Origin of the sequence: Paenibacillus sp. FSL W8-0187 (assembly GCF_037969755.1) — a bacterium.
GTDB lineage: Bacteria > Bacillota > Bacilli > Paenibacillales > Paenibacillaceae > Paenibacillus_AQ.
Window position 1 is genome coordinate 3,222,089 of record NZ_CP150206.1, and the last position, 25,272, is coordinate 3,247,360.

Below are 25,272 nucleotides of genomic sequence, written 5' to 3' on the forward strand. Positions count from 1 at the left end.
TAAGATGAAGAAACTGCAGCTGATTCAAAAAATCACGGAAGAAGGCGTCGTCGCGGTCCTGCGCGGCGAAACGCCGGAGCAGGTTGTGGAGATGGCCGAACAGGCGATTGCCGGCGGCATCAAAGTGATTGAGGTGACGATGACCGTACCGTTTGCGCTCCGGGCTATTGAAACGTTGTCGCGCAAATATTCATGGAACGCCGAAGATCCATCTTCCTATGCCATCATCGGGGTAGGTACAGTGCTTGATTCGGAAACCGCGCGTGCTGCGATATTGAGCGGTGCCGAGTTTGTTGTTGGGCCGTGCCTGAGCAGAGACACCATGATGCTGTGCAATCGTTATCGGATTCCGGTCATGCCGGGGGTCATGACGATCAAGGAAATCCAGGAAGCACTGGAACTTGGGGCGGACATTATTAAGCTGTTCCCTGGCAACCTGTATGATCCGTCGATGATCAAGGCGATCAAGGGCCCGCTGCCGCAGGCGAATATTATGCCGACCGGTGGTGTCTCTCTTGATAACCTTGGCGAATGGATCAAAGCGGGGGCGATAGCCGTCGGTATTGGCTCGGATCTGACAAACGAAGCTTTGAAGCGTCAGGACTACAGCTTGATTGCCCAAAAAGCGGCCGCATACAAGCGAGCCTATCTGCAAGCTAAAGGTCTGACGCATTAACAATACTTTAAAGTGGTAGGAAATTTTGAGCAGATAACGCCTGTTGGGACTCCCTGAGTCTTCAAGAGGCGTTATTTGTTTTTCGATCGTTCATTCTGAATATCGAATGAATTTCAGTAGTCCGTATAAAAAGTATATTATATCCAACTGCGGGAACAGTAGAGGAAAAGATAAATGAAGGTCATTGAATTCCTTGTAAGGCAAAGCTGGCCATGAGGGAAAAACGAGGAGTCGTTTACATGACGAATAAAACCACACGCCATCATGTTTCACAAGAAAAATTGCCGGTTTCCATAACGCAATTTATCGAAAATATGAAGAGTCGATTCGGGCAGAGCGGAGATATCATCTACCGAGAGTTGACTTTGGGCGCTATACCTACGGTGATGGTCTATATTGAAGGGATGGGAGATCCCCGATTGCTAATCGAAGCGATTCATGCAGATTTACCTCTATTTATTGAATTTCCAAACCAGTCACCGGAAGTATGCATGAAAATGCTCAAAGAACTCACGATCACGATGGGAAAAGTGGGAGAAGCCAGCACTTTTCAAGAAGTTGAAGGGAAATTGTTGTCCGGGAATACGATCATCTTTATGGATGGGACATCAACCTCACTGTACGTTGGTACTGAAGCACTGAAGCAGCGCGGAGTTGAGGAAGCCAGCTCACAATCCGTAGTAAGAGGGCCGAGGGAAGGCTTTACCGAATCCCTTCGCGAGAATACGGCTCTAGTCCGGCGAAGAATTCAAAGTCCTAGGCTGCGTATTGAAGAAAGAACTGTAGGCGAGCACACCAATACGCTAGTGGCCGTGATGTACGTGGATGGATTATATGATATCGAAGTACTTGATGAGCTGCGCAGAAGATTGGATGAAATCAAGCTGGACAGCGTTCTTGAGAGCAATTATATCGAGGAAATGATTCAGGATCATCGGTACAGCCCTTTTCCGACGGTATATAATTCAGAGCGGCCTGACGTCATTGCATCCGCTTTACTGGAAGGACGAATTGCTATTTTTGTGGAAGGAACGCCCTTTGTGCTGGTGGTTCCGGCGTTGTTCGTTCAGCTGTTTCAATCGAGCGAGGACTATTATCAGCGATGGGATTTTGCCAGCCTTGTTCGGCTTCTTCGATATCTATGCTTTGGAATAGCGCTCCTTACCCCCTCACTATATATTGCGATCACCACATTTCATCAGGAAATGCTGCCGACCAACTTGCTGACAAGCTTAATCGGCCAGCGGGAAGGGGTGCCCTTCCCCGCATTTATCGAAGCGCTAATCATGGAGATCACGTTCGAGATCCTGCGCGAGGCCGGCATTCGATTACCTAAATCGATCGGCCAATCCGTCTCCATCGTTGGTACTTTGGTCATCGGACAGGCCGCTGTCGAAGCGGGTCTCGTATCGGCCGCGATGGTTATCGTTGTATCCATAACGGCGATTGCCAATTTTGCGCTACCCTCTTTCAATATTGGAATATCGGTGCGAATTTTGCGATTTGGGCTAATGGGAATAGCAGCGTCGTTTGGATTGTACGGGATGATTATCGGCATGATTATAATTGGCCTTCACCTGTGCAGCCTGCAGTCCATGGGGGTTCCTTATATGTCTTCTTTTGCGCCTATACGCTGGCGAAGTCAAAAGGATGCTTTGCTGCGAATGTCGCGTCACAGCATGAAGAAATATGTAACCAAATCCAAACCATGAGCCTTCTGTAAGTCATGACAGGGGTTCTTTATTTTAAGCAGAGGGGACAGATTATGTATGTTCAAAAGAAAAATACGATCAGTCCTGCTTATATTAAGTCTGGTGGTTTTCATATCTGGATGCTGGAGCAGAAAAGAACTGAATGAGCTTGCCGTCGTCATGGCACTTGGAATTGATACGCATGAGAATGGGTACGTCATTTCTGCTCAAGTGCTCAATTCCGCTGAGGTGGGCTCCAAAAAAGGCGGATCGACGGGGAGCCTTCCGGTCGTAACCTACAAGTCAGTCGGCAAAACCATCCCCGACGCCCTTCAGCGCACGTTAAGCATGGCACCTCGGATGCCGTATCTGTCCCATGTCCGCGTGTTGGTATTTGGAGAAGACATGGCCCGGTCAGGGGTCAGCGATGTGCTCGATTATATCTCCCGGAATCATCAGCTGCGATCGGATTTCTTCATGCTCGTTGCCAAGAACGGAAAGGCCTCAGAGATCCTGGAGGTCGTTACGCCATTCGAGTACGTTCCGGCGAATTCGCTCTATTCCTCAATTCTAATATCGGAAAAAAAATGGGCAGCAACGGGGAAAGTCACGATACAGCAGTTTGTGACGGAACTCAAACGCAACGGCTCAGACCCTGTATTATCCGGGGTCCAATTAAGCGGCAGTTTAGTCGAAGGACAGTCTATGGAGAATGTCAAGAAAATCAATCCTTCAACGCTTCTTCAACATACGGGACTCGGCGTGTTTAAAGGGGACCGGCTAGTAGGATGGCTGGGGGAACCGCCCAGCAAGACCGTCAATTATGTCCTCAATAAAGTCGACACTACAGCGGGATATATTTCATGTCCGGATAGCGGCATTGTCGGGTTCGCGGTGAACCGGGCAGACACAACGCTTGATGTTGCGCTCAATGCGGAGGGGATTCCCGAATTTTCAGCCGAATTGGAGATCGAGGCCGACGTGAATGCCGTTCAATGTCAGATTGATATCAGTCAACCAGCCGTCATCGACGAATTAGAGAAGGACATCGAGGATAAATATAACGCCAATCTCCGGAAGCACATCGAGGGGGTACAGCAGCGCTATGGGTCCGATGTTTTTGGATTCGGCGAGGTCTTGCACCGAAAATATCCGGACGTATGGAAAAAATACCGGGATCATTGGGGAAAAAGTTTTAAAACGATGAGCATCCGCGTGGATGCCGATGTCGCGATCCGGCGGATCGGATCCATCATACAACCCTTAAAACGGGAGGTCGATGAGCCGTGAATTGGCATTGGTTATTCATATTCTTCCTATCCATCGTGTTCGTTACGGAAACCCGGCATCTTCTGAAGCTGCGCTCCCTCAGGGACATGATCGTGTTCTATACAGTGTGGGGAGTAACCTTGCTGGCCTTGATCGGGGATATGATGGAGGTGCCTTATCTAAGGCCGCTGGACTGGATCGGCGCCTTGATGCAGCCGCTGAACAGGTTGATCTCATAATGAAGAAGGGTATGGTAACACGTGATCAAATATAAGGATATCGCCGCACGACAATTCTTTATACTGGCCTTCGGCTTGACCATCGGAACTTCAATCCTGGTTACCCCCTCCGGGTTAGCACATACTGCACGGGAAGATGCGTGGATGGCCTCCCTCTTAAGTATCTTCATTAATCTCCTTATGGTTGTGCTGTACATAGCCATCGCGCGTGTCTTTCCAGGTCAAACGATCTTCGAGATCCATGAGAAGGTTTTGGGGAAGCTGCTGGGAAAGATTCTCTCGCTGGTCTACCTTTTTTATTTTTTGATTCTTACAGGCACTTTGCTTGGCAACTTGGGTTTTTTCCTGAGCAGCGAAATGATGCCGGAGACGCCGATCGAAGCTATTCAAATCTTGTTCTTGATCGCGGCCGTCATGTGCGCCAGGATGGGCATCATAATCTTGGCCCGGGTCGGTGAATTGATGTTTCCGTGGATCATATTTCTGTTTATGGTCCTTGTCCTCTCACTCATTCCCCAGATCGATTGGAACCATATCAAGCCAATGCTTGAGGAAGGCTGGATACCTGTTGCCAAGGCCGGATTCCATGCTTCCATGTTTCAGGAACTGATTGTGCTGATGGTATTCCTGCCTCTGGTCAAGGGGGAGAAAAAAGGGGAGAGGGCACTGATGGGGGGAGCTGTCGCAGGCGGGTTCGTGCTGAGCATCATCGTCCTGCTCAGTGTGCTGATTCTGGGAATCGAACAGACGGAGAATAGCACGTTTCCGGCATTTGCCCTCGCGAAGACGATTAACCTAGGGAACTTCTTTCAACGTGTGGAAGGCATATTGATTACGCTTTGGATCCTTACTTTTTTTATCAAGATCTCTCTATTGTATCTTTCCATTCTTCAAGGAATGAAGACCGTGTTCCGACTGAAGCAACAAAATCCGTTAATCTATCCGTTGTCCGTGCTGTTTATCATCGTGGCCTGGAATACATACATCAACACCGTCTATGTTGCTGATATCATTCAGAATGTATGGTCGAGTTACGCCCTTCTCCACTTGTTGGTGATTCCCACGGGTCTTTATCTGATCGGGTTAACCAGAACGAAAATCTTCAAATGAAAGTGAATTTCAGTAAGTGCTTGAACAAGCCCGATAACTCGGGCTTTTTTTGTCGCCTGCTGCATCGAATTCACAATTGTACTAATATTTTTCGTGAAAAAGCTTGAAAGTGACGTAACGTCATCTTATATACTGGAGATATCAGAGAGAATTAAGAAAGCAGGTGATGAAGTCGATTCCCATTCAAGAATTGTCTAAACAGACGGGTATTACGGTAAGAACGCTGCGCTATTATGACCAGATTGGCCTTCTGATTCCTGCCGCCAAAACACCGGGCAAACATCGTATATACAGTGATGATGAATTAAAGAAGCTGCAGCAAATACAGTTTCTCAAAAGGCTGGGCTTCAGTTTGCAAGAAATATCGGATATGATTTCAAACCCGGAATGGAACTGGTCCACCGGTTTGATGAATCAGTTGGACTTCGTTATGAACGAACAAAAAAAGCTGGACCAGATGGAATCGGCGCTGCGAGCTGTGCTTCATAGCATTGCGGTGGAAGGTGAGACAAGCTGGGATGTCATTCAGAAATTAATTCACCTTTCCGGAAGAGACCCTTCGTTAAAACACTCGTTCCGGCAGCAAATGTTTGAGAAGCGTGAAGTGGAGTTGCTAAGTCTACTCCCTAATATGAACAGCACGGATCCCGACTCTCTCGAGTGGATTGCTTTGTTGGGGCAGCTCAAAAGGCGGATGCAGGACGGACCCGACTCACCGGGTGTACAACGAATTGTACGGCGGATGGATGAGAAACGACTGGAGGTTTTTGAAGATGAAGACCCCTTCGTAGATAAGCTGTGGGAGATTCGTAAATCTCCGGTACAGTCCGAGCAGATGGGGTTATATCCCATCGAGGATGAACTTCTTCAATTCATGGAACAGGCGTTTGAAATTTATGTATTACACAAGAACAAAGAACAAATTGGAGAGGGGGAGACATCTTGACGCTGGAACTGCTGCTCTCCATTGGAGCCTTATCACTCTTGGACACGCTGAGTCCAGCTACGCTTGGCGTAACGGTGTATCTGCTCTTGACCGAACGGGACCGGCTAATCCCACGTTTATTCATTTATTTATTCACAGTGGCGGGTTTCTACTTCCTGGTAGGAGCTGCACTTATGCTGGGCTTGGATGCTGTTCTGCAATCCGTAACCGGCATCTTTCAGAATCGAGCGGTCAGTTGGGTCATGGCCGTGGTAGGCGGAATCCTGTTTGTCGCCAGCTTCTTTATCCCTACGAAAAAAACGTCCGAGCCGCGCCGTCCAAGATCCAAAAGCTTCGGGGCTATGATCGGACTTGGGTTCACGACTGCCCTGCTGGAGGTAGCAACAGCCCTTCCGTATTTTGCGGCAATCGGACTCATGACAAAGGCGCAGTTAACTACGGCTCAATGGATGCCCATCCTGGCTGCATACAATATCGTGATGGTGCTGCCTCCACTCCTATTGCTCGGATTACACCTCGTATTAGGCCGGATGATGCAGCGTCCGCTGGAAAAGCTGCGCCTGAGAATCGCCAAGAGCTCCGGATCGATTCTGTCATGGGTGTTGTGTATTGCCGGGCTGATCCTGGTGCTGAACAGCATTGACAACTTGTAAAGATATCCGATTTAGAATTGAAAACTCGCCAGGTGTGAGGGGGCCGATAATCGTTGGCAACCTCTCCCGAAATCGGGAGGATTAGCCCATTAAGAGTCAGCTTGGAGCGATTTATGAACAGCTTCAATGGCATGTATGAAGGTTGTATCAAACAGAGGAACTTGGGAATCATCGGGTTTTATTAATAATCCGATCTCCGTACAGCCTAGAATAATTCCTTCAGCTCCATCTTGAATTAGCCGTTCAATGACTTCTTTATAATAAGCTTTTGAATCCGATTGGATGTTGCCAAGACATAATTCCTCATATATCACTTTATTTACGATCTCTCGATCTTGTTTATTGGGGATGAGCACTTTGATATGATTAGATTCTAATCTTTGCTTGTAAAAATGCTGCTCCATGGTATATTTGGTTCCAAGCAAACCTACTGTACGAATCCCATGTTCACGGATTTGAATAGCCGTGGCATCGGCAATGTGCAGCACAGGGATGCTTATTTTTTCTTCTATATCCTCTAGTACCACGTGCATCGTATTGGAACATATCAATACAAAATCGGCACCGCCTTTTTCTAAAGAAAGTGCAGCCTCACCCAATGTTTCACCGGCTTTTTTCCAATTTCCCTCGGATTGATAGCGTTCAATCTCTGCAAAGTTCACGCTGTACATCAGGCATTTGGCCGAGTGGAGGCCACCCAGGCGGCTTCTCACCTGCTCATTTATCATTCTGTAGTATTCAATGGAGGATTCCCAGCTCATTCCTCCGATAAGTCCAATCGTCTTCATAGATAAGCTCCTTTACAATCCTAAGTAATCCCATTATAGAGTATTATGAAAAAAACGTGTTAATCTCGCGTTTTTTTGTATTAGCGTATAACAAGATTACATCTACACCTTTCTTGCTATAGCCATAGGCTATAACTAGATATAGCTTATATGAGTTACACTATACCGATTAATACATGGTATCTTTCTTGTAACAATTTGTATAGGAGTGTTATATAGATGGCAAAAAGCAGTGTACTGGGATATCCGCGTATTGGCGCTGATCGGGAATGGAAAAAAGCCCTGGAAGCATTCTGGGCAGGCAAGCTTGATGAATCGGAGTTTCACCGGCAGCTGCAGGAGATTCGGTTGAATCATTTACGGAAGCAGCAGGAGAGCGGGATCGATCTTATTGCGGTGAATGATTTTAGTTATTACGATCATGTTCTGGATACGGCAACGATGTTTGGTATCGTACCGAAGCGCTTCTCTTATGAGGGCGGTGTTGTGCCATTGTCTGTATATTATGGTATTGCACGCGGAACGAAGGATGCTACAGCAAGTGAAATGACCAAGTGGTTTAACACCAATTATCATTATATCGTGCCTGAATTGGATGGGGCTTCACCAGTTCTTACGGAGAACAGACCGCTGGCAGCCTATCGGGAGGCTAAGGAGAAGCTCGGCATTGAAGGCAAGCCGGTTATTGTTGGTCCGCTAACCTTCTTGAAATTGTCCAAAGGGTACCAGCCGACGGAGACGGATGCCTGGCTGGAAAAATTGCTGCCGCTCTACGTACAGATTCTCCAGGAGCTTGCCCAAGAAGGCGTTCAATGGGTCCAGATTGATGAGCCGATCCTCGTAACGAAATTAAGCGATGCCGATCTTAAGCGGTTAACCAGCATTTATGAAACGTTTGCGGGTTCGGCACCCGGCCTAAACATCATGCTGCAAACCTATTTCGAATCGGTGGAAAACTACCAGGATATCATCCAGCTTCCGGTTAGCGGCATCGGACTTGACCTGGTCCACGGATACCAAGGCAATGTGCAAGCCATTAAACAATCAGGGTTTCCTGCGAATAAAGTGCTTGGCGCCGGCATGATTGACGGACGCGGCATTTGGAAGGCATCGCTTCGCGAGAAGCTGTCGCAATTGGAAGAGCTGACGAAATATGTAGCCACTGAACGGTTGATCGTTCAATCTTCGTGCAGCTTGCTGCATGTTCCGGTGACAGTGAGCAGCGAAACGAAACTGCAGCCTGAACTAAAAGGGGCGCTCGCCTTTGCAGATGAGAAGCTGAATGAGCTGGTTCTTTTGACGAAAGCAATCTCCACAGGCACAGCCCGGATTGCCAAGGAACTGGAAGAATGCGATGCTGCCCTTCAGGCGCTTAAACAATCCGAAGAGCGCAATCGACATGACATTCAGCAGGCAGTTGCCGAGATTAGTGTGCAGAATCCAGTTCGCAGTCTGCCGTTCGCGGAGCGTCATACCGCTCAACAGAATAAGTGGCAGCTGCCGATTTTTCCGACTACGACGATCGGCAGCTTCCCTCAGTCAGCCGAGGTGCGCAAGGCACGCCAGGCGTGGCGCAAGGGAGAATGGAATCATGAGCAGTATGAGCGCTTCATTCAGGAGCAAATCGATATTTGGATCAAGCTGCAGGAAGAGATCGGCCTGGATGTGCTTGTGCATGGAGAGTTCGAAAGAACGGATATGGTTGAATTTTTCGGTGAGAAGCTTGGTGGCTTTGCCTTCACTCAATATGGATGGGTTCAGTCCTACGGCTCACGCTGCGTGAAACCGCCTGTAATATTCGGGGATGTCGCATTCGAGAAACCGATGACGGTGGAGGAAACGAAATATGCACAGTCGAAGACTAACCGCCCCGTGAAAGGGATGCTAACTGGCCCGATCACAATCATGAACTGGTCGTTCGTCCGCGAAGACATCTCTCGGGAACAGATTGCCTATCAATTGGCTTATGCCCTAAGACAAGAAGTAGAGGCGCTGGAGCAGGCGGGCATCGGGATGATTCAGGTGGATGAGCCTGCGGTGCGCGAAGGGCTGCCGCTCAAGGAGGAAGATCAAGCGGAGTATCTCGCTTGGGCTGTTAAAGCCTTCCGTATGACCACATGCACGGTACAGCCGACCACGCAAATTCATACGCATATGTGTTATTGCGAGTTCCATGACATGATCGATTCGATTGAGGCGATGGATGCCGATGTCATCTCGATTGAAACTTCGCGCAGTCATGGCGAGCTGATTCACAGCTTCGAAGTCAATACCTACAGATTAGGGATTGGCCTTGGCGTGTATGACATCCACAGTCCGCGGGTACCTCGAGTGGAAGAGATGACAAGCATGATCGAGCGTGCACTGCGGGTCCTGGATCCGAAGCTGTTCTGGATCAACCCGGACTGCGGTCTCAAAACACGCGGTAAGGAAGAAACAGTAGCATCCCTCCGTAACATGGTTCAAGCTACGGAGATCGCCCGCTCGTCCTATTCGCTGAACGTGTAACCGTGAATCTGACTTGTTGTCAGAGTGGGCAGAGTTATGAATAGTTAAGATAGGAGCAGGCTGCGTCGGCAGCCTGCTCCTTTTTTTGTTACCCATGCCAGATATAATGGTGCGTACAGATGTAGAACGGAACTATATGAAAGATTTGGCTGTAAGGAGGACCGTAAGCATGCGATTGACGTCTATATGTCTATGAAAGCCTCCTGTCATTTACATAGAGTAGAGTTGGACACAAGTTGTTGACATCTTGGTAAAATCGTTATCACATCCGGCGATTATATTCTTCTTATGGAATCGTATCTAGCACGATCACCTAAGAAGGAGGAGCCATGATCTATCACAAAAAACGCAAGAAGTTTACCAGAGTCTTCTTTATTCTATTCATTGCAATCCTATTTATTGTCGGCTTCAAATTGGCATGGCACGTCGGTTCATCAACGGTGGAGTTGGTGCCGGCATCATCTGCTAGACTTGCAGAGACCTATAGGACGCTTCCTGCTGTGCCTAATCCAAATAAAACGTATCGGATCGTAATCGATCCCGGTCATGGGGGAAAAGATCCGGGAGCTACCGGAGTAAGCGGTGCATATGAGAAAGCGTTCAATCTATCTCTTGCCGGGCGGGTTGTTGACCTCCTGGAGGAGGACCCTTTGTTTGAACCTCTCTTGACACGTTCGGATGATCAATTCGTTGAATTGGATGAACGGGCAGCCAAGGCGAATGATTGGAATGCGGATGTGATGATTTCCATTCATGGCAATACCTATACGGACCCCATGACATCGGGCACGGAAACCATGTACCGACACGAGGACAGCATCCCCTTGGCCCAAACCCTTCAGGAGCATTTGGTGAAGGGAATTGGCCTTCGTGATCGCGGGATCAAGGAAGAACAGTTAAAAGTGCTATCTACGCCCACGATGCCGGCAGTGCTTATCGAAGTTGGATATCTCACCAATGCGGAGGATGAGCGTTTCCTGCTGAGCAATGAAGGCCAAGATCTTGCCGCACAAGCTATTGTTGATGGGCTCAAGGACTATTTTGCGGAATCGCAGGAACTCTCGCTTGGACACCAAGCAAACGGTGAATCAGTTGAAAGATCACCCGGCACTCCGCAAAGCGGGAATCAGTCTATGGAGAAAAAGGTGTATTTTAATGGATCAGCCCAGGACGGTAAACAGGTCGCACTTACATTCGATGATGGACCGGATGCCATGGTTACGCCCAAAATCCTTGATATCCTGAAGGAAAACGATATTAAAGCCACCTTTTTCATTCTGGGAAACCGGGCTGAAGCCCATCCTGAGACTGTGCGGAGGATTAAAGAGGAAGGTCATGCCATAGGAAATCATTCCTGGTCACATCCCAACTTTACTGAATTATCGATGGAGGAAGCGCTGAATCAGGTGAAGAATACGCAGGATGAACTGAACGACATTATCGGCTATCGTCCATCCTTGTTTCGGCCGCCTTATGGCGCTTTGGATGAGGACAAAGAGGAGGCCATACAAAATATGGATTTAGCGATCGTGAACTGGTCCGTGGACACGATGGATTGGTCAGGTCTGCCCGCACAGGAGATCATGGGAATCATCCACAAGCAGTTGAAGCCTGGAGGCATCATTCTTCAGCATACCGCAAACGGCAAGAACCATCTTGCCAACACGCTGGAGGCACTGGAGCTGTTAATACCGGATTTGAAAGATCAAGGCTACTCATTCGTCACGGTCCCGGAACTGCTGCATTTGCCTGAATCGCAGTCTTAGCAAGCCTGTAACGGATCAGACTTATCATTTGTCAACGGTATATGCTAAAATCGATTCATCAAATAGGCCTATGGAATAAGAATGGAGACTTCATGAAAAAAACAAAAATTCTCATAATCGAAGATGAGGGGCCGATTGCCGACTTGCTTGCCTATGGTCTCAACATGGAGGGGTTCGAAACCTGTATTGCGGCCAGCGGAGCTGCGGGCTTAAGGGAGCTTGAGTCATTTCATCCCGATCTGCTCCTTCTGGATTGGATGCTGCCCGATAAGAGCGGACTCGATATATGCAAAAAAGTAACCGCGAACTATAACCTTCCCATATTCATGATAACCGCTAAATCCGACATCACGGATAAAGTGCTCGGACTTGAATTTGGTGCCGATGACTATATCACAAAGCCGTTTGATTTACGGGAGGTTGTTGCCCGAATTCGTACGATTCTCCGGCGGCTGGACCAAGCGAATCACGGGGATAGGGAAGTGGCTCAGGAGGCCGTGATCCGTGTTAAAGGCATCGAGATCGTAACGGAGGAGCGACTGGTCAAGAAAGACGGAAGGCTGGTTGATCTAACACCGAAGGAATTTGACCTGCTCATGACCTTGTACGGTCACCGGGGGAAGATTTACACGCGTTCGGAACTGCTGGATTTGGTTTGGGGTTATGATTTTATTGGGGATACACGGACCGTGGATACGCATATTCAAAGGCTCCGTAAAAAGCTGGATGCCAGCGATTTGATCACAACTGTATTCGGCATCGGTTATAAATTCGAGAAGCAGGCGGAATAAGAGATGATCCGGACCATCAGAGCCAAGTTTATTGTTGGTTTTTTTCTGATCTTCTGCCTCTCGTTCCTCGTACTCAATCAGACCGTGAAGGAGATCATTCGGACAAGCAATCAAAAGATCGTAACGTCGGATCTGGTCGGACTCAAAAACAACAGCAATATATACGTAAGGCAAGCATTTCTTATCAACCATTTCACGAACAATAAGCTTTATTTCGGACAGATGGCCGAGGAAATGGTGAATGATTTGAATCATGCGACATCAAGCCATGTTAGTGCTTACACCGTAGATGGCAAGTTATTGTTCTCATCAGACCAGAGAGAGTTCTCTGGACAGTCGGACGAGGATCTCCGGCAAGCGATCGAGGGTAAAACGGCTTATACCATCACTTATGGCCGGAATAGCGGAACAGTTCTATATTCATACCCGGTTATCATCGATGGAGTGAAGGTGGGCATCTTGAGATTTACCAAAGATTTCACCCTGCTCTATGAACAAAGTGGGCGCATCATGGACATCATTTTCTACATCGCGCTCGCCATATTTGGAGCGGCATTCCTATTCTCCTATATGCTATCCCGGCATATCACCATTCCATTAGTGAAGTTGACCCGGGCTTCCACGGAAGTGAAGAACGGGAATCTCGATGTTCGAATCCCGTTCCGGCGAAGAGATGAAATTGGCGAGTTGGCTCTGAATTTCAATGACATGATTGACCAGATCGGAAGCCAGATTTCCACGATTGAGGGTGATCGGGATCGCCTTCAGGAGCTTAACGATCAGGAAAAACGTTTTTTCGACAATGTCACCCATGAGCTTAAGACGCCACTGACGTCCATTCTTGGTTATGCCGAGATTATTCGGGAGAAAGGGGATGACGACCGGGAGTTCTTCGATAAGGGCATGAATCACATTGTTGAAGAGAGCCGGCGGCTGCATAACATGGTGCTAAGGCTGCTGGAAGTATCCCGCAGAGCTTCGGACGACCGTGAATTCGAAAAGGTGGATGCGGGTCAAATTTTGCACGACGTTAGCGATTCCATGTCCTTCCGTGCCAAGCGTTATAAGAAGCGCATCATCTGCCAGACGGATGAACATTTGTATGTAAACGGACAACCGGACAGGCTGCGCCAGCTGTTCATCAACCTGCTGGACAATGCGATCAAATACAGCTCTCCCCAATCGGAGATTTCTGCTAAGGCCGAACTGGACTCCGGACTCGTTCGCTTTATTTTTGACAATCCGGGTGAACCGATCCCACCTGACCAGCTTGAGCACCTGTTTCAGCCTTTCTATTCGGCGGGCCATAAGTTCATGGAAGAAGGCAGTGTCGGTCTGGGTCTCAGTATCGCCAAATCGATCGTCGACGACCATGGAGGGACCATCCGCCTAGTCAGCCGGGACGGACAGATCATGGTTTACGTGGAACTACCTTACTTCAGGGAGGAGAGATCATGATGAAACGGAAACGATTTGCAGGTTTGTCCGTGCTGCTTGCAATCATCCTCCTCTTGTCCGGATGTGAGGGAGGTCTGCGGTCGGAGACCATCGTTATTCCGAGCTCGGAAGATGAGCAAGTTACCGATTCGGGCAGTGCCCCATTCCAAGTAAAAACGATATATCGTCTTCCGATTTCGGACACGAAGGACGATCAATTGCTTGGTTGGGAGGATTCAGGATCCGTTCTCGGTCTTTTTCAGGCCCCCGACTCAAAGATGCGCTTGTCGCAATATCTGCTGCAGCGGCTTTCACCGCCGTATGAAAAATTCGAGACGCTGCAAGGCGTGGACGCTGATCATTGGAATCTCGAACTGTCGCCAAACGGCAAATATATCGCCGGTATTAAGAAGACAAAGGACGGCAATGTATTGAAGTTGATATCGCTTTCTGATGGACGGGAAACCATCATGGCCACCATAAAGCCCCGTGATGATCTGCTCTTGACAGAGCTCACTTGGTCGGATAACAGCAGATACATCTCTTATCTCGTCACAGACGTCGCTGCAGATGTCGCTTCAGGCCCCGTCAGTGGACAAACCGATGTAGGTGTCGCCACAAACCCCGTTGTCAAAATGGCCGTGTATGACACAACCGCCCGGCAAGTCAAGGTCTATCCGCTGAAGGGCCTCCGAAACACAGGCAGCTTCTCCGAGGTGAAAATGTCGGACGATGGACAAAGCGCACTGATTGTGGTGCAAAATGAACGGACCATTAGTATCAGCATGGGGACGATAAACGGAAGCAGCTTTCATATCGAATACGAGCATCAGGCGGGCGGTGATCAGATGGCATGGCTTAATAAAGATCAGTTTGTCTTCCTTGGAACGGAAGGCGAGATCTATGAGTACGATCGACGAAACATGGCTCTCTCTGTCCTGCTGGAGAGGGTTCTTAGCTTTCAATTATCGCAAGACAGGAAGTATATTGCTTATTCCCAGAAAGACGACAACGATACAATCTCAATTTTTGCAGGAAAGCTTCAAGGAAACAACGTCCTGTACAAAGAATCGGTCTATCAGGGCGTCTTCCCGTCGGTAATGTATTGGAGTCCGCATAATGACAGTCTTCTGGTAAATGGGCGAAAAATATATTCCACTTCAAGACAACAAACGAATCCGGAGCCAAGTGTCGTCTCGTATAATCAACCGTTTATTATTAAGTTTCAATAGCTAACCTAACCCTTCAAAGTGGATAGTAACCTTATTTGCGGCAGACTGAACGAAATATCGTTCAGTCTGCCGTCTTTTTTTAAGATATTAGCATTTATATGTTTGTGGGGTTATTTCAGAGACAATTTGTTTACAAGTAGGTGAAGTTTCGGAGACATCTTTACTTTATATTTGGAAAAGTCAGCCAAGATAGTTTCAATTAAAGAAAGGTGAGTCATTGATGAAGAAAATAGGCTGGATATGGATTTGTCTAATCCTCTGTCTCTCCGCCTGCAGTGGGGCTCAGGGGAACAAAGGCGAAATGGCAATGAAAGGAGCGACAGCGGCGCAAGACGGAAATACGAAAGAAAGTGTGGATTCAAAAGGACATGTGAAGCTCGTGTTCTCGACTTTTTATCTGAGCAATTACATGCAGACGGCTGTGAAGAAGTATGAGAAACTGCATCCCAACATCGAGATTGAGCTGCAGGCTACACCTTCTGAGGGGAAGGATCTCGACGAGGTATCTGCAAATATTGAAAAATTCGTTACCTCCTCGAACACATCCATCTTGGCCGGCAAAGGTCCCGATCTGATTGAGCTTGATATGCTCCCGGCAGATAAATATGTAAGCCGTCATCTGCTTGTCAATCTAAGCGACATGATGGAGATGGATTCATCGCTTCAGACGAAAGATTATTTCACCAACATCTTGGACAACTCGAAGATTGACGGGGGACTTTACGGGATGCCGCTTTATTTCTCCCTTGCCGGTTTGATTGGCGATGAGGATGCCCTCGGAAAGAGCGGAGTCAAGATCGATGACAGCAGTTGGACATGGAGCGATTTTACGGATATTGCCAAGCAATTGACACAGAAAGGCGAGTACAAGAATGCGCTCATTAGCGAACCGCATTATATGTTGAGCGAGATGGTCGCTGAAAACTACCGCCAGCTCGTCACAGAAGGAAACGGGAAAGCCAATTTCGATTCGGTGCGCTTTGCCGGGTTAATGCGGCAGATCAAAACGATGTTCGATGATGGCTTACTTTACGACATGGTTACAGATGGCGGTGGCAGAGGCAGCGAAACTGCCAGGAATGCCAAAGCTTATTTCAACGAAGAAACCATCAGTTCCCTCCGAGGGTATCTGTTGAACAATTTCGCCGAGCATACCAAGCTGTATGCCAAACCGCATCCGCAAGATGTGGGGGCTGGAGGTTATTTTAAAAACTTCGGAATGATCGGGATTAACGCAAGCTCGCCTCATAAGAAAGAAGCCTGGGACTTTATCAAATTTCTCATAGAGGATGAGGCACAGTCTTATAACGATGTGTATGATCAAAGCCCTGGTTTTCCAATTAACAGAATTGCCTACGAAAAACAGCTGAAGCAGCTAAAAGACGAAGGAACGATTCATGAGGCTGATCTTCCCGCGGTCAAGGTTGACAATGCATCGCTGGACCAACTGGACGCCTATATTACGGGAGCCGTTCATTCCACCGAGAAACAGTCCAAGATTGATGAGATCATTTCCAATGAATCAAAGTCTTTCTTCAGCGGACAGAAATCAGCGGACATTGTCGCGAAACAAGTTCAGAACAAGATCAATCTATATCTCAACGAATGAAACGATGAGGAGAATCGTCATATGAAGAAAATCGGGTTAGGATTATTGGTTAGCTGTTTTATAGCCTTCTCTTTAACCGCTTGCGGTAGTGGAAGCCCAACAGGGGCAGCATCATCAGCGGGAACCAGCGGCGGCAATGAAGCGTCCGCAGGTACAAACGACGGTGGTTCGGTGCAGAGCACAACTCAGAATGATGAATCAGCCTCCGGTGGCAAAAAGACCATCGTCTTTTCGATGTTTTTCCCAGATGAACTGTTTCAGGAAGCAAAGAAGAATTACGAACAGCTTCATCCGAATATCGAAATCAAGCTGCAGACGGGTTATACCGACGATTCGCACATGGAGGCGGATGAGGAGAAGTTCGTCAAGAATACGAATACGGCGATGCTGGCAGGCAAAGGCCCCGATCTGCTCCAATCGGGTGAATATGTGAATATTCTGCCCACTGATAACTACGTTAAACATCATCTGCTGGTTGATCTCGGTGAATGGATGGACAAGGATTCCACCTTCCGAAAGGAAGATTATTTCGGTAATATCCTGGACAATTCTCGAACCGGCAAAGGACTTTACAGCATGCCGCTCGCATTCTTTCTGGAAGGCTTTGCCGGAGATGCAGATGCCATCGCGCAAACCGGGATTCAGATTAACGACAAAACCTGGTCCTGGAACGATTTTATAAATACCGCAAATCAGCTGGCGGCGGCTTCCAAGGTATACCCATCAGCGCTGGTATCTGGTGGACCCGAAAACCTGTTGGCAGACATTGCACTTGACAATTATTCCTTATTTGTGGATACGGAGAGCCGCAAGGGCAATTTCGAATCGGCCACCTTTACCGCTCTGATGAACCAGGTGAAGTCCATGTACGACAATCATATCGTGACCACGGATCCTCGGAGCAAGGCTTATTTCAGAACCATCCATATCAACTCTCCTTGGGACTATCTCGTATCTCTAAGGGAATACGGCGAGAATATGAAGTATTACATGAAGCCTCATGCCCAGGAAACGACAGCCGGCGGTTATTTCCGGCCTTACAAGAGCATCTCCATGAATGCGAACTCCAAAGTGAAGGAGGAAGCGTGGGATTTCATAAAATTCATGATGTCCGGAGAAATCGAAACGCCTCCCACGAAGGCAGGATTTCCGATCAACAAGAAATCATTTGCCAATCAGATCAAGCAATTGAAGGAAGAAGGAACGGTTAAAGCCTATGAGGAAGGCCCGCTGCAAGGAATGGCGATCAAAGTCGATCAGGCCAAGCTGGACCAACTGGAGAGTTTGGTGGGTGGAGCCACTCATCAGGTCGAGATCAAGTCCGCCAAAGTGAATGACATCATCGTAAATGAGTCCAAAGCCTTCTTTGCCGGACAGAAATCCGCAGATGATGTCGCGAAGCTCATCCAGAATAAAGTAACGACCTATCTGAATGAATAGAAGAAGTTTAAGGAGATGGATACGCAAAGACGGGATGAAGGCTTTATGGTTCTTGGCTCCCAGCCTGATCGGCTTTGCTTGCTTTTATATCATCCCGTTCATAATGGGCATTTACGAATCGTTCACGGACGGTTCATTGGGGGGCATATTAGTTGGCTTCGATAATTACAATGAAGTGCTGAGCAGCGGCTCCTTCCACAAGGCATCGGTAAATATGCTGATTTTTACCGGCATTGGCGTTCCGCTGGTCATCGCGTTGTCGCTCATTCTGGCATTACTGCTGAATCGGCCCTTGTTTATGCGCAATTGGCTTCGAACCTCCTTTATTATGCCGCTTGTCGTACCCGTCGCATCCGTTGTAATGATCTGGCAGATCCTCTTCGATTGGAACGGAACCTTAAATGCATGGCTGCACCATTTCCATAAAGAGAGGATCGACTGGATGCAATCGGATTGGTCGATGAGCGTGGTCATCCTCATGTATTTGTGGAAAAACATCGGCTACAACATGATTTTATTTCTGGCCGGACTTCAATCCATTCCGAAGGATTATTACGAGACGGCACGTGTTGAGGGCGCGGGGCGGATCCGTCAGTTGTTTCACATTACGCTAATCTATTTGACGCCTACAACATTCTTTGTCGTGCTGATCTCCATCATCAATTCTTTCAAGGTCTTTCGGGAGACGTATCTGCTTGCAGGCGATTATCCGTATGACCGGATCTATATGATGCAGCACTATATGAACAACATGTTCTCCTCGCTTGATATTCAGAAGCTGACGGCTGCAGCCACGCTGATGGTCGGCTTCATCATCATTCTGGTGACGGGACTATTGAGCGTTGAGCGCCGATTTCGGGATAACTTGGAGTGACCAAAGGGAGGCTCATCATGAAAAATATACGGTGGATTCCAAAGCTGGTACTGACGCTGCTGCTCGGATTGTTAGCCGTTGTCATGCTGGTACCGATTCTGCTTACCTTTACGAACTCCCTGATGACGGAGCAAGAGATTGGGCGGAATTACAACCTTCTGGGGCAGATGATCGACGTTGCGAAGGGTGGCAAGGACGCGTTCGTCAATCTGAAGATTATTCCTGATTGGCTATCCTTTGGACAGTATGCCGAGGTACTGGTTCTAACCACAAAATTTCTAAGGATGTTCTGGAATTCCGTCGCCTTGGTCGTGCCGATTGTTGCCGGACAGGCGGTCGTCGCCTCGCTTGCGGCTTATGCCTTTGCCAAACTTCGCTTCATCGGAAGGGACAAGCTGTTCATGCTTTATTTAATGACCATGCTTATGCCGTTTCAGGTAACGCTTGTTCCGAATTATATCGTTATAGACAAGCTTGGACTTATGAACCATACCGCCGCCATTATTTTACCTGGCATCTTTGGAGCTTTTGGCGTCTTTATGATGCGACAATTCATGGCCCATATTCCCGGAGCGTATTCTGAAGCGGCCATGATGGACGGTGGAGGAGCATGGGTCATCTTCTGGCGTATTATCCTGCCGCTGGCGAAGCCTGGTCTGGCCGCGCTGACGGTTCTATTGTTCGTCGACTATTGGAACATGATCGAGCAGCCGCTCATATTTTTGCAAGATTCCTATAAACAGCCACTGTCTCTATATCTTGCACAGATTAACAAAGACGCACTGGGAATCGGTTTTGCCGCATCGGCATTGTATATGGCACCTATGATTCTGCTATTCCTGTATGCCGAGTCTTATTTTATTGAAGGCGTTCAATTGTCGGGCATAAAAGGTTAGTTTCAGTACTAGGAGTGATGGATATTGGAAGAGGTAATTTCCCGGTCAAGAAAACGCAAGGTTAGCATAACAGCCGGACTGTTCACAGGTCTTCTGCTTATACTGACTTTTGCAGGTAACACCCTACAAGCCTTGACGCTGCCTAAGGTAGTGATTACATCGGTAAACAAAGGCTCGCTGGTTCATTCCTATGTCGGACGATCGACGATAAATCCAAAGGAGGAGAGGGAACTTATCCAACCTTCGGGCTGGAAAGTCGATAAGGTGCTCGTTAAAAAAGGTGAGATGGTGCGTAAAGGACAAGTTCTTATACAATATGATGGCAGTGAGGTTAAGCAGCAGATTGCTGTGGAGCAGTCTGCTCTGAAGAAGCTGAATCTATCCATGGAACTTCTCGAATATAATGTCATTCAAGCGATGCAGGAGGAAGATGAGTCTCTTCTTATAAGTGCCACAAGCGCGTTCGAAACGGCAAAGCTTGATATTGCTGCACAACAGCAGCAGATCGAGAACCTGAAACATACGCTTTCAGTTAATCAGCAGATGGTAGCCCCTTTTGACGGTATCGTTATAGAGATTGGTGCGATGGAGGGATTAGGTTCTACCGGGAAACCGGATATTACGATGAGCCATTTGGCAAAAGGGTATGGGTTAGAAATGTATGTACCGTCAGGTATCGCTGCCACGCTGAGCGTAGGGGATGTTCTGGATAACATCATGCTTGAAGGCAAGGAAGAACCATCAATTACGGGTGAGATTGAAAGGATAGAAGAGGATATGAACTCACTCAGTCCCGATGTTGACGAAGACGCTGAGAAATCAAGCGGTTCCATGACACGTTTGTTCGTTAAACTAAAAGGGAGTGGGCTATCCGGTGGCGAACAAGTGAGGATCAGCATAGTCAAAACTAAGAGCAACGAAGGGATCCTCATACCGAATAAAGCCGTTCACAAGGACAGCGAGGGCGCTTATGTCTACACCATAAAAGAAACACAAGGCCCTCTCGGCAATGCATATTATGCTGTTCGCACGTCAATTCAAATTACCGATTCCAACAGCCATACCATTGCCGTTGGAGGTGGTCTATTCGATCAACAGGAAATCATTGTGGACAGCAGCGATCTAATTATGGATGGAGCACGTGTCAACGTTTATAACCAGAACTAACACCAGAATGTCGCCAGGGCTGAAAAATAGGATTGACAGGACAAACCAAAAGATGTTAAATTATCCGGCAACCAAAGCATGGTTTATGGGGTTTATATAGTGATAGGTGCTAAGCTTATCAATGAAGGGAATTTATTTATTATATATGTGCAATGGAGGGTGATATGAAAAATACGCTTATGAAAAAGCCCGAATTCCTTAGGTTTTCAAGACGGAATCGTGATGAGTGACAGGTCATGGCGAGTCTTTTTTGTTGTGGTTGCATTGATCGTACTGACTGGAGTCGTCTATTCATTGATTCAATCCAGTACTTCCTTTAAAGAGCTGATGAGCGATCAGGTTTATGATACAGAGAAGATTAGTTACATAAGAATTGAGAAAATGGGCAGTCCATACGATGATGAAAATAGTGTGGAAATTACCGACCCGGCCACTATAGATCGAATTATAAATAGCTTCTCTAATGCGAAATTGTGGAAAACTGAAAATTATGGAAGAGGTACGGAGTACATGATCTGGGTTAATGTCGAGTACACCCCCTTCGTCATATATTTTACAGAACCGAATATTATCAAGATATCTCCGAATAGAAGATTGCATAAAAAATATTCCTGGAGCTACAGGATGGTTAATGGCTATGACAAGTCGATCATTGAAGATCTCTTTAAGGAAGAGTAGAGGAAGATCACGATTCCCGGACATTATCGTAATTCTCATAACATTCTAATTTATTGAAAAGAAGAGGAACTAAACTATGAAGCTAAATGAACACAACTTGATCAAGATGCAAAATATCATCCAAGAGCACGAATTTGAACATGCAGCAGACTATTTGATCGAACATACTCGGCAAGGCATACGTTTATCCAAACAGGGAGAGGAGGACTATGCCAGCTCGTGCAATTCACGGATTGGCGGAGACCCCGATCTTCCTGAAGGAATGGAATGGCCGCTGACTTCGGATGGTACACCGATGACGTTTTTGGCACAGCTGCAGTTGAGGGATTTGGCAGCTCACGATGCCACGGCTTCACTTCCGCATAGCGGAGTTCTGTATTTCTTCGTTGGCGTTGATGAACCTGCTTATAACATTGAACACCGGGTGTTGTATCTGGCCGAGGATCAGACAGCGGCCGCTAGTCGATGCCGGGCGCCTGAGGGGACCGCGTTAGATGAAGAATTCGCAGGCTACCGTATTGAAGCAAGAGCCACACTTGAGCCCCCGAATTACGCTTATGTGGATGATGAGCTTGTCGAGGATGATGAGCATGATTTTGAATCTTACGAGGATCTGTGTCATCAATTGACGGGGCAGGATTCTGACGACATCGCGACGATCTTTGGCTACCCTTCTACCCAGCATGGAGATTGTGAGCACGAGGCTGCTTTAATGCTGTTAACGGGATCAGAGTACAATTACTCCATGGAGGCGGCTGTGCAGCAGATTGCCGATCATTGCGGCGGCAACGCGGAACAGGCTCAGCAGGAGATTCGGGATACACTGCTGCTGCTGGCCATCGATTCGGACGACGAAATAGGATTTTGCTGGTGGGATGCGGGTGAACTGCAATTTTTCATCCGAAAAGAGGACTTGCTGGCCAGAAATTTCGAACGCACGTATTGTTCGCTGTACTCAAGCTGAGCACAATATATGGGGGGATGATCCATGAAGGAGAAGGTCATTGAGGCATACGATAAGCTGGCTGGAGACTACGAAAGACATGTTGATTCGCAGAGCGGGCATAATGCTTATTACGAAAGGCCAGCCATGCTCAAAGTGTTACCGGCGGATATGGAGCAAATGACCGTCCTAGATGCTGGTTGTGCCGCAGGATGGTATACGGAGCAATTTATTATACGAGGGGCCAGGGTTACAGCGGTTGATCTGAGCCCGGCGATGGTAGAAGCCTGTAAGAGACGAGTCGGCAATGAAGCGACTGTATTTGCATGTGATATAACCGAAGACCTGCCCTTTGAAGATGAGGCGTTTGATCTTATCGTAAGTTCATTGACGCTTCACTACATCGAGGATTGGACGCCGACCTTTCGCGAATTTCAGCGAGTGCTGAAACCTGGTGGAAGTTTGATTTTCTCCGTTCATCATCCTTTTATGGATGTTAAACATTTTGACCGAACAGACTACTTTGCTCGTGAGTTATTGACGGAGGTTTGGAACAAACAGGAGTCTGGACCCGTAGAGGTTACTTTCTATAGAAGACCGATTCAAGAAATCATCAATGTAACTTCATCTCGGTTTAGAATCGAACAGATCGTTGAGCCGCAGCCCAGTTTAGCGCATTGGGACAATCCGGAAGCTGCGGAATGGGTGGCCAAATGGTTTGATCGCCTAATGACGAACCCTCATTTTCTGATTGTGAAAGCTAATAAATCGTAACTTGGAATCCATACGTATTCATAGGGGAACCGCGTCCATCGCGGTTCTTTTTGTGGTCATATGGCCTCCGTCATATATTTAATGGGCCGATTATTCCGAATAATGTCCGCTTTTCGTTTGCTGCATGGTTATATAGGTATCCAAGTTATTAGAGAGGAGGGGAAGAGTCATAAACGCTGAAACGATTGAAAAATATGTTCAACAGATTCAGGAAGGGCATGCCGAGGCGTTTATTCCTATCGTAAGTGAGTACCAGCGCCAAATCTATATTTACTGCTGCCGACTACTGGGTAGCGAACAGGAAGCAGAGGACGCAGTGCAGGAAATCTTCTTGAAGGCATACAAATCGATCACAAAGTATAAGCCTTCGGTCAGCTTTAATGCATGGTTATATAAGATCGCTTACCATCATTGTCTGAATGTAATTCACCGGCGGCAATTATCGCAGAAGCTGGGAAGATTGTGGAAAGGACAGATTTTCGCCGAAAGCGCAGAGCAGGAGTACTTAAGAGGGACATTCAGCGAACCGCTAAGGAGAGCACTGGTGGATCTTACGGTAGAGGACAGAAGCTTATTAATTCTGTATGCATTTCACGACAAGTCGTATGCAGAAATAAGTGAAATAACAGGAAAGACATCGGAAGCCGTCCGAAAAAAGATAACCCGAATCAGAATAAAACTGAAGGAAGCCATGAATAAATGGAAGGAGGAAGAACAATGGGAAACATCGTTGATCCAATCGAAGAGTTGAGGCAGCATTCTGTACCGGACAGTCATTTTCGTGATGTTGAATTTGTTTCAAGAGTCAGACAACATATTGAGGACGAGCAGCATAAAAGTCGTTCAGGATTCCGATCTTTCAAGCGAAAAACCGTAATGTCTATCATGATTTCGTCTGTATTACTAGTCTCGTTCACTGCATATGCAGCAACCGGGCATATTCAAATTTTTAATAGCAAAGGAGAAATTGTTCTAAAAACAGCCGATCCGTCGTCATCAGGGCTGCCAGCCAAACTGAGCAATCTACTGGAGGAATACAGAACGAGGGTAAGATCCATGCTGAAGCCCGGAGAGCTGGCCGCATATTACATCAAGGATGATTACATTAATAAGGACAACGGGTATGATACGGTAAATCCTATAAAATTTGAATATCATCCAAATGACTATCGTACCTATGAAGATTTTCAAAAGGAACTTGTTCGTACCTCGGCACCCAACCTAGAGATGCCTGGTTATCTTCCCAAAGGCGTGAAATTCGCTTATGGTCAAGTTTTTCCTTTTGGACCTGCACCTTCAGGAGAAAAGGATCGTGTAAAATACGTAGAATTAGAACAAAGATTGATGAATGAGGCCAATCCATCCAAGAGTGGAGATAAGCTGTTTGTAGAGAAGCTGGATTGGTCGAAGGCCTTCAACTCCATTGTATACCTATCCGATGGCAAGAGCGACACGGCTGTATCGATCATGGCAGCGTATGGTCAAGGTGCAAGCTTAACGAAGTCTCTTGATGCCTCTTCCGAGAAAATACAGCTGAAACATGTTGAAGCTATTTATCTCCAGAATGAGGCAGATGGAGATAGGATCAGTTGGTATGATAGTAAACAAAACATCGTATATACCATTATAGTAAATGTAAAAAGTCTAATGACTAAGAAAGATCTGAAGGCAATGGCAGAGAGTATGATTATTGACTAATGAGATGGATTTGAAATAGGATTCGATCGGTTGAAGATGAACTCTAAACATGAAAACTAGTCGAGTTTACGTGTATAATAGCTATTA

Annotated in this window: 23 protein-coding genes; 22 read left to right on the plus strand and 1 reads right to left on the minus strand. The window is 47.2% G+C overall.

Annotated features, from left to right (window positions below):
- Positions 1-4: 4 nt before the first annotated feature.
- From MKY48_RS14585 to MKY48_RS14615, 7 genes are all read left to right on the plus strand, one after another.
- Entirely contained in the window at positions 5-676 is a 672-nt protein-coding gene (locus tag MKY48_RS14585; RefSeq protein ID WP_339272839.1) for a bifunctional 2-keto-4-hydroxyglutarate aldolase/2-keto-3-deoxy-6-phosphogluconate aldolase, read from the plus strand.
- A 239-nt stretch (positions 677-915) separates the two neighbouring features.
- Positions 916-2,388: a spore germination protein gene (locus MKY48_RS14590; protein WP_339293297.1), complete on the plus strand. Its 1,473-nt coding sequence runs from the start codon at positions 916-918 to the stop codon at positions 2,386-2,388.
- Positions 2,389-2,445: 57 nt separating this feature from the next.
- Positions 2,446-3,657, plus strand: a complete 1,212-nt coding sequence (locus MKY48_RS14595) for a Ger(x)C family spore germination protein (protein WP_339272841.1) — start codon at positions 2,446-2,448, stop codon at positions 3,655-3,657.
- On the plus strand, positions 3,654-3,875 hold the full coding sequence (locus tag MKY48_RS14600; protein WP_339272843.1) for a hypothetical protein: 222 nt from the start codon (positions 3,654-3,656) through the stop codon (positions 3,873-3,875). The genes MKY48_RS14595 and MKY48_RS14600 overlap by 4 nt, the downstream gene beginning before the upstream one ends.
- Before the next feature lie 21 nt (positions 3,876-3,896).
- Positions 3,897-4,985: an endospore germination permease gene (locus MKY48_RS14605; RefSeq protein ID WP_339272844.1), complete on the plus strand. Its 1,089-nt coding sequence runs from the start codon at positions 3,897-3,899 to the stop codon at positions 4,983-4,985.
- Between the two features lie 166 nt (positions 4,986-5,151).
- Complete coding sequence (locus tag MKY48_RS14610; protein ID WP_339272845.1) at positions 5,152-5,931, plus strand: MerR family transcriptional regulator; 780 nt, start codon at positions 5,152-5,154, stop codon at positions 5,929-5,931.
- Positions 5,928-6,584: a GAP family protein gene (locus tag MKY48_RS14615; protein WP_339272847.1), complete on the plus strand. Its 657-nt coding sequence runs from the start codon at positions 5,928-5,930 to the stop codon at positions 6,582-6,584. The genes MKY48_RS14610 and MKY48_RS14615 overlap by 4 nt, the downstream gene beginning before the upstream one ends.
- A gap of 89 nt (positions 6,585-6,673) precedes the next feature.
- Here MKY48_RS14615 and MKY48_RS14620 read toward each other — a convergent pair whose 3' ends face one another.
- Positions 6,674-7,372, minus strand: a complete 699-nt coding sequence (locus MKY48_RS14620; RefSeq protein ID WP_339272848.1) for an aspartate/glutamate racemase family protein — start codon at positions 7,370-7,372, stop codon at positions 6,674-6,676.
- Positions 7,373-7,591: 219 nt separating this feature from the next.
- Here MKY48_RS14620 and metE point away from each other — a divergent pair, with 219 nt between their 5' ends.
- The 15 genes from metE (at position 7,592) to MKY48_RS14695 (ending at position 25,185) form a co-directional block, all read left to right on the plus strand.
- The gene (metE, locus tag MKY48_RS14625; protein WP_339293298.1) at positions 7,592-9,880 is read left to right on the plus strand and encodes a 5-methyltetrahydropteroyltriglutamate--homocysteine S-methyltransferase; all 2,289 of its coding nucleotides are present in this window, start codon (positions 7,592-7,594) and stop codon (positions 9,878-9,880) included.
- 329 nt (positions 9,881-10,209) lie between these two features.
- On the plus strand, positions 10,210-11,646 hold the full coding sequence (locus MKY48_RS14630; protein WP_339293299.1) for an N-acetylmuramoyl-L-alanine amidase: 1,437 nt from the start codon (positions 10,210-10,212) through the stop codon (positions 11,644-11,646).
- Between the two features lie 92 nt (positions 11,647-11,738).
- Positions 11,739-12,437, plus strand: coding sequence for a response regulator transcription factor (locus tag MKY48_RS14635; RefSeq protein ID WP_339293300.1), 699 nt, complete (start codon positions 11,739-11,741; stop codon positions 12,435-12,437).
- Between the two features lie 3 nt (positions 12,438-12,440).
- Positions 12,441-13,895, plus strand: coding sequence for a HAMP domain-containing sensor histidine kinase (locus MKY48_RS14640; protein ID WP_339293301.1), 1,455 nt, complete (start codon positions 12,441-12,443; stop codon positions 13,893-13,895).
- Positions 13,892-15,106 (plus strand): hypothetical protein, encoded by a 1,215-nt coding sequence (locus MKY48_RS14645; protein WP_339293302.1) that lies wholly within the window; start codon positions 13,892-13,894, stop codon positions 15,104-15,106. Before MKY48_RS14640 ends, MKY48_RS14645 begins: the two co-directional genes overlap by 4 nt.
- Positions 15,107-15,407: 301 nt before the next feature.
- The gene (locus MKY48_RS14650) at positions 15,408-16,715 is read left to right on the plus strand and encodes an extracellular solute-binding protein (RefSeq protein ID WP_339293303.1); all 1,308 of its coding nucleotides are present in this window, start codon (positions 15,408-15,410) and stop codon (positions 16,713-16,715) included.
- Positions 16,716-16,736: 21 nt separating this feature from the next.
- Entirely contained in the window at positions 16,737-18,155 is a 1,419-nt protein-coding gene (locus tag MKY48_RS14655) for an ABC transporter substrate-binding protein (protein ID WP_339293304.1), read from the plus strand.
- A complete protein-coding gene (locus MKY48_RS14660; RefSeq protein WP_339293305.1) occupies positions 18,148-19,029 on the plus strand; it encodes a sugar ABC transporter permease in 882 nt (293 codons plus the stop codon). The genes MKY48_RS14655 and MKY48_RS14660 overlap by 8 nt, the downstream gene beginning before the upstream one ends.
- Before the next feature lie 17 nt (positions 19,030-19,046).
- Positions 19,047-19,925 carry a carbohydrate ABC transporter permease gene (locus MKY48_RS14665; protein ID WP_339293306.1) on the plus strand — a complete coding sequence of 293 codons (879 nt, stop codon included), beginning with the start codon at positions 19,047-19,049 and terminating at the stop codon, positions 19,923-19,925.
- A 24-nt stretch (positions 19,926-19,949) separates the two neighbouring features.
- Positions 19,950-21,092, plus strand: coding sequence for a biotin/lipoyl-binding protein (locus tag MKY48_RS14670; RefSeq protein WP_339293307.1), 1,143 nt, complete (start codon positions 19,950-19,952; stop codon positions 21,090-21,092).
- A gap of 294 nt (positions 21,093-21,386) precedes the next feature.
- Complete coding sequence (locus MKY48_RS14675; protein ID WP_339293308.1) at positions 21,387-21,770, plus strand: hypothetical protein; 384 nt, start codon at positions 21,387-21,389, stop codon at positions 21,768-21,770.
- Positions 21,771-21,846: 76 nt separating this feature from the next.
- Positions 21,847-22,734 (plus strand): YwqG family protein, encoded by an 888-nt coding sequence (locus tag MKY48_RS14680; RefSeq protein WP_339272867.1) that lies wholly within the window; start codon positions 21,847-21,849, stop codon positions 22,732-22,734.
- A 24-nt stretch (positions 22,735-22,758) separates the two neighbouring features.
- Positions 22,759-23,487 carry a class I SAM-dependent methyltransferase gene (locus MKY48_RS14685; RefSeq protein WP_339293309.1) on the plus strand — a complete coding sequence of 243 codons (729 nt, stop codon included), beginning with the start codon at positions 22,759-22,761 and terminating at the stop codon, positions 23,485-23,487.
- 286 nt (positions 23,488-23,773) lie between these two features.
- Complete coding sequence (locus tag MKY48_RS14690) at positions 23,774-24,238, plus strand: RNA polymerase sigma factor (RefSeq protein ID WP_339293511.1); 465 nt, start codon at positions 23,774-23,776, stop codon at positions 24,236-24,238.
- Positions 24,205-25,185: a hypothetical protein gene (locus tag MKY48_RS14695; protein ID WP_339293310.1), complete on the plus strand. Its 981-nt coding sequence runs from the start codon at positions 24,205-24,207 to the stop codon at positions 25,183-25,185. Before MKY48_RS14690 ends, MKY48_RS14695 begins: the two co-directional genes overlap by 34 nt.
- Positions 25,186-25,272: the final 87 nt, after the last annotated feature.